Below are 4,953 nucleotides of genomic sequence, written 5' to 3' on the forward strand. Positions count from 1 at the left end.
CGAACACGTGCATCGGGCCGAGCACTTCGACGCCGGGGGTGTCGACGGGCACCAGGATCTGCGACTGCTGCTTGCTCGGCGCGGCGGTCGGATCGGTCTTGACCATGACGATCATGATCTTGCAGCGCGGATCGCCGAGTCCGGAGATGTAGTACTTCTCGCCGTTGATCACCCACTCGTTGCCGTCGAGTACGGCCGAGGTCGAGACGTTCTTGGCGTCCGAGGAGGCGACGTTCGGCTCGGTCATCACATAGGCCGAGCGGATCTCGCCGTTGAGCAACGGCTTCAGCCACTTTTCCTTCTGGGCGGGCGTGCCGACGCGCTCCAGCACTTCCATGTTGCCGGTGTCGGGCGCCGAGCAGTTCATCACTTCGGAGGCGAGCGGCGCCTTGCCGAGTTCGACCGCGATATAGGCGTAGTCGAGATTGCTCAGGCCTTCGCCAGTCTCGGCGTCGGGAAGGAAGAAGTTCCAGAGGCCTTCTTCCTTGGCCTTGGCCTTGGCCTTGCCGAGCAGATCGAGCTGCTCCTGCGAGAACGACCAGCGGTTCGGATTCTTCGCTTCCGCGATATCGAACTCGTGCTGCATCGGCTCGACGGTCTCGGCGATGAACTTCTTGACGTGGTCGTACAGCGGCCGGACCTTTTCCGACATCCGCAGATCATTCAGTTCGTCTTCCGGAGACAGCGTATAGGGGGTCTGGCGGGGCACATAGGCCACTTGCATCGTATCGTCCTCCCGATGTGATCATCGCGTTGGTCCATCCTGGATGGATGGTTGCGGGTCTTTATAGACACGTTCCGGCGGCATTGTCGAAGGGGAACGCGGGCGCGACCTTGTGCACGACGTATCCGGTCGCGTGTAATTCCATGCCGCGGATAGTGCCTTCGCGAATCTACAATTAGGTCCAGATTTGAAACCACTCGCCATCTGTGTGCGCATGGCCGGTTTCATATGCCTATAAATCGTAGAATATAGGAATCAGATTCCAAAACCGAATGGCTGTGTCGCTCACAACGAAATTCCTCGGGCGCCGCTCGATGTTACAGTTTCCCGACAATCGATGATCGACCTGCCGGCGATGCGACGCCGCCCACAGGCGCCGATCACGGCACGCGCTGCGCAAGTAGCGCCGGACTGCGAGGACGGACGATGAAGACGATTGGCCTGATCGGCGGCATGAGCTGGGAAAGCACGGCGGTGTATTATCGCCGGCTCAACGAACAGGTGCGCACGCTGTGCGGCGGGCTGCACTCCGCCGAGATCCTGATGCGCTCGGTCGACTTCGATCGGGTCGTCGCGATGCAGACCTCGGGCGATTGGGACGGCGCGACGCGCGTGTTGCAAAAGATCGCGCGCGAGCTCCAGATCGCCGGCGCCGATTGCGTGCTGATCTGCACCAATACAATGCACAAGCTCGCCGATGCGGTGCAGAGCGCGATCGATATTCCGCTGCTCAACATTATCGACATCTGCGCCCACGAGCTGAAGGCGGCCGGCGCACGCAAGCCGCTGCTGCTGGCGACGCGCTACACCATGGAGCACGACTTCTATCGGGAGCGAATGAGCCGCCGCCACGGCCTGACGCCGATGGTCCCCGACGCCGAGGATCGGGCTGCGGTGCACGACATCATCTTCTCGGAACTGTGCTGCGGCATCATCCGCGAGTCCTCGCGGCAGCGCTACATGGAGACGATCGCGCGGGGGCGTGCGGCTGGGGCCGACAGCGTGATTCTCGGCTGCACCGAGATCGGCCTCTTGATCCAGCCCGAGAACATTGATTTACCCGCCTACGACTCGACGCTGCTGCATGCCGATGCGGCGGTCGAATTCGCACTGGGCAGCGGCCCGCTCGGCCGCGCCGACGCAGCCTAAGGAGAATAAGAAAACATGCGCGCGATGGTCCTGCGGGAGCACGGGGGGCTCGACAAGCTCTCGTTCGACATGAATTTTCCCGATCCGGAGATCGGCCCCGGTGACGTGCTGATCCGCGTTCGCGCGACGTCGCTCAATTATCACGACATCTTCACCCGCCGTGGCATGCCTGGCATCAAGATCCCGCTGCCGGTGATCATGGGACTCGATGTCGCAGGCGAGATCGTCAAGGTCGGCGAGGGCGTCGAAGGCTGGAAGGCGGGCGACCGCGTGCTGGTCGATCCGCTCAATCGCGTCGAAGGCGGCCTGATGGGCGAGACCACCAACGGTGGTCTCGCCGAACTTTGCAAGGCGCGTGCGCATCAGCTGCTGCGTGTTCCGGACAATGTCAGCTTTGAGCAGGCGGCGGCGTTGCCGGTGGCCTACGGCACCGCGCATCGCATGATGACCACCAACGGCCAGGTCAAGGCCGGCGAGAAGGTGCTCATCCTCGGGGCCTCGGGCGGCGTCGGCGTGTGCTGCGTGCAACTCGCCAAGATCGCCGGCGCCTACGTGATCGCCTGCGCCGGCTCGGCCGAGAAGGGCGAGCGCCTCAAGGAGCTCGGCGCCGACGAAGTCATCCTCTACACGCAGGAGGATTTCATGAAGGTGGTGCGCGAGCGCCACGGCCGGCCGGCGCGGGTCGGCGGCGGCTCGTCGGTCAACGGCGGCGTCGACGTCGTGGTCAACTTCACCGGCGGCGACACCTGGGTGAAATCACTGCGCACGCTCAAGCTCGGAGGCCGCATCCTGACCTGCGGCGCGACCGCGGGCTACGATCCGGCCGAAGACCTGCGCGTGATCTGGACCTTCGAATTGCAGGTCCGCGGCTCCAACGGCTGGGAGCGCGAGGATCTGGAGAAGCTGTTCGACCTGCTGTCGAGCGGCAAGCTCACCGCGCGGATCGACAAGGCGTTCCCGCTTGAGCAGGCCGCCGATGCGTTGCGGATGCTCGATGAGCGCACCGTGATCGGCAAGGTGGTGGTGACGCCATGAGCGAGCCGCTCACCGCCGCGCAGATCGATGCGATGCTCCAGGCATCGCCGTTCATCTCCTTCCTTGGCCTGTCGGTGACGTCGCTCGACGCTGCCAAGCAGGAAGTGACGATGCGCGCGCCGATGCGGCCGGAGTTTGAGCGCGAGGCTGGCACCGGGCAGTGGCATGGCGGCCCGATCGCCTCGATCATCGACACCGTTGGCGACTACGCGCTGGTGATGTTCGTCGGGCGCGGCCTGCCGACCATCAATTTCCGGGTCGATTACTTCCGCCCGGCGATCAACACCGCGTTGGTGACCACTGGTCGGGTTCGGCGGCTCGGCCGCACCGTCGGCGTCGCCGATGTCGACGTGCACGACGAGAAGGGCGCGCTGCTCGCCATCGGGCGCGCCACTTACGCCATCTAGACGGGAAGGGCGCCGCCGCGATGAAGCCGCTCGCCGACAGGATCGCTCTCGTCACCGGCGCCAGCCGCGGCATTGGGCGCGCGATCGCTGTCCGGCTGGCGCAGGATGGCGCCCTCGTCGGCATTCATTATCGCGCTGAGCGCGACAAGGCGGAGCAGACGCTCGACGACATTCGCGCGGCGGGCGGCGACGGTTTCCTGATCGCGGCCGATCTCGCCGATCCGGCCGGCGCAACGCAGCTCTCCGAGGCGCTGATCGCCGAGCTGCGCGCGCGGCGCGACCCACCTCAGTTCGACATTCTGGTCAACAATGCGGGCATCGACGACCGCAAGACGATCGAGCAGGTGACCGAAGCCGACTTCGATCGCATGCTGCAGATCAACTTCAAGTCGCCGTTCTTTCTGATCCAGAAGCTGCTGCCGGTGATCGCCGACGGCGGCCGCATCATCAACATCTCGTCGATGGCGTCGCGGCTGTCGTTTCCCACCATGCCGGTGTACGCGCCCACCAAGGCGGCGCTGTCGACGCTGAGCCGCGTTCTCGCCGCGCATCTCGGTCCGCGTGGCATCACCGTCAATGCGGTGCTGCCCGGCGCAACCTCCACTGATCTCAACCCATTGTCCGATCCGGCGCGCGCCGCCGCGGTCCGCGACAGCGTCGCGCTCGGCCGCATCGCCGGGCCCGAGGACATCGCCCCGGTCGTCGCCTTCCTCGCGTCGAAGGAAGGTGGCTGGATCACCGGCGAAACCATCGAAGCAAGCGGCGGCCAGCGGCTATGAGTCCTCGATCCGGCCGCGAATGTGTTTCTCTGAAACCGGGTTCGCGCCGGACGATTTCACTCTCTCTCCACGATTTGATGCACATCGATGCTGCGCGCGCCGCGCGTTTGGCATGGCGCGTGCTTTATGCAATGCATCCGCAACGTTGCGCTGATAGCGCGGCAAGGATGGTGCGCTGATGGACCGGATCGATCTGAAGATACTCGGCTGTTTGCAGGACGACGCGATGATGCCGGTCGCGGCGGTGGCCGAGAAGGCAGGGCTGTCGACCTCGCCGTGCTGGCGACGCATCCAGGCGCTGATCGAGAAGAAGATCATCCGCCGCCGCGTCGCGCTGCTCGATGCCAATCTGGTCAATGTGCCGGTGACGGTGTTCGTCACGCTGAAAACCAGCAAGCATCACAGCAAATGGATGACGACGTTCGCGCGCGAGGTCGCCAAGATTCCAGAGGTCACCGAGTTCTACCGGATGAGCGGTGACGTCGATTATCTGCTGCGCATCGTGGTGCCGGACGTCGCTGCCTACGACAACGTCTACAAGCGGCTGATCAGTGCCGCCGAACTGTTCGACGTCAGTTCGAGCTTCGCGATGGAGACGATCAAATACTCCACAGCGCTGCCGCTGAACTACGTCGACGTCTAAGAAAAGCCCGGCAGGACGCACGAGGTCACGAGTTGGAACATCGACAGAAACGGGGGATTGAAAACAGCATGATGGGAATTCAGCGGACGATCACCAGGCGCACCACGGCGCTCGCTCTCGGCGCGGCGCTCGGCCTTGCGGGCCTTGGCGGCGCCTTTGCGCAGCAGGCCGACACTTCGCCGGTCCGCATCGGCGTGCTCACCGACATGTCGGGCC

6 protein-coding genes are annotated in these 4,953 nt (G+C 64.4%); 5 read left to right on the forward strand and 1 reads right to left on the reverse strand.

All coding sequences use genetic code 11. From position 1 onward, the window contains the following. Window positions 1–724: acyl-CoA dehydrogenase family protein (locus ACOJTD_RS05640; protein WP_420131948.1), on the reverse strand; the 724-nt coding region annotated here is incomplete at its 3' end. Between the two features lie 426 nt (window positions 725–1,150). Here ACOJTD_RS05640 and ACOJTD_RS05645 point away from each other — a divergent pair. The 5 genes from ACOJTD_RS05645 to ACOJTD_RS05665 all read left to right on the forward strand — a co-directional run bounded on the left by ACOJTD_RS05645 (window position 1,151) and on the right by ACOJTD_RS05665 (window position 4,737). After that, window positions 1,151–1,873 carry an aspartate/glutamate racemase family protein gene (locus ACOJTD_RS05645; RefSeq protein WP_420131949.1) on the forward strand — a complete coding sequence of 241 codons (723 nt, stop codon included), beginning with the start codon at window positions 1,151–1,153 and terminating at the stop codon, window positions 1,871–1,873. 15 nt (window positions 1,874–1,888) lie between these two features. After that, a complete protein-coding gene (locus ACOJTD_RS05650; protein ID WP_420131950.1) occupies window positions 1,889–2,908 on the forward strand; it encodes a quinone oxidoreductase family protein in 1,020 nt (339 codons plus the stop codon). Continuing rightward, window positions 2,905–3,315 carry a PaaI family thioesterase gene (locus ACOJTD_RS05655; protein WP_420131951.1) on the forward strand — a complete coding sequence of 137 codons (411 nt, stop codon included), beginning with the start codon at window positions 2,905–2,907 and terminating at the stop codon, window positions 3,313–3,315. Before ACOJTD_RS05650 ends, ACOJTD_RS05655 begins: the two co-directional genes overlap by 4 nt. Window positions 3,316–3,335: 20 nt before the next feature. Further along, window positions 3,336–4,094, forward strand: a complete 759-nt coding sequence (locus tag ACOJTD_RS05660) for an SDR family NAD(P)-dependent oxidoreductase (RefSeq protein WP_420131952.1) — start codon at window positions 3,336–3,338, stop codon at window positions 4,092–4,094. Window positions 4,095–4,272: 178 nt separating this feature from the next. Beyond that, window positions 4,273–4,737, forward strand: coding sequence for an Lrp/AsnC family transcriptional regulator (locus ACOJTD_RS05665; protein ID WP_420131953.1), 465 nt, complete (start codon window positions 4,273–4,275; stop codon window positions 4,735–4,737). Window positions 4,738–4,953 lie beyond the last annotated feature (216 nt).

Origin of the sequence: Rhodopseudomonas sp. (genome assembly GCF_048594845.1) — a bacterium.
Taxonomy (GTDB): domain Bacteria; phylum Pseudomonadota; class Alphaproteobacteria; order Rhizobiales; family Xanthobacteraceae; genus Rhodopseudomonas.

Coding starts and splice junctions, on each gene's coding strand:
- ACOJTD_RS05655 (WP_420131951.1), top strand. CDS start 2,905: ATGAGCGAGCCGCTCACCGCCGCGCAGATCGATGCGATGCTCCAGGCA.
- ACOJTD_RS05660 (WP_420131952.1), top strand. CDS start 3,336: ATGAAGCCGCTCGCCGACAGGATCGCTCTCGTCACCGGCGCCAGCCGC.
- ACOJTD_RS05645 (WP_420131949.1), top strand. CDS start 1,151: ATGAAGACGATTGGCCTGATCGGCGGCATGAGCTGGGAAAGCACGGCG.
- ACOJTD_RS05650 (WP_420131950.1), top strand. CDS start 1,889: ATGCGCGCGATGGTCCTGCGGGAGCACGGGGGGCTCGACAAGCTCTCG.
- ACOJTD_RS05665 (WP_420131953.1), top strand. CDS start 4,273: ATGGACCGGATCGATCTGAAGATACTCGGCTGTTTGCAGGACGACGCG.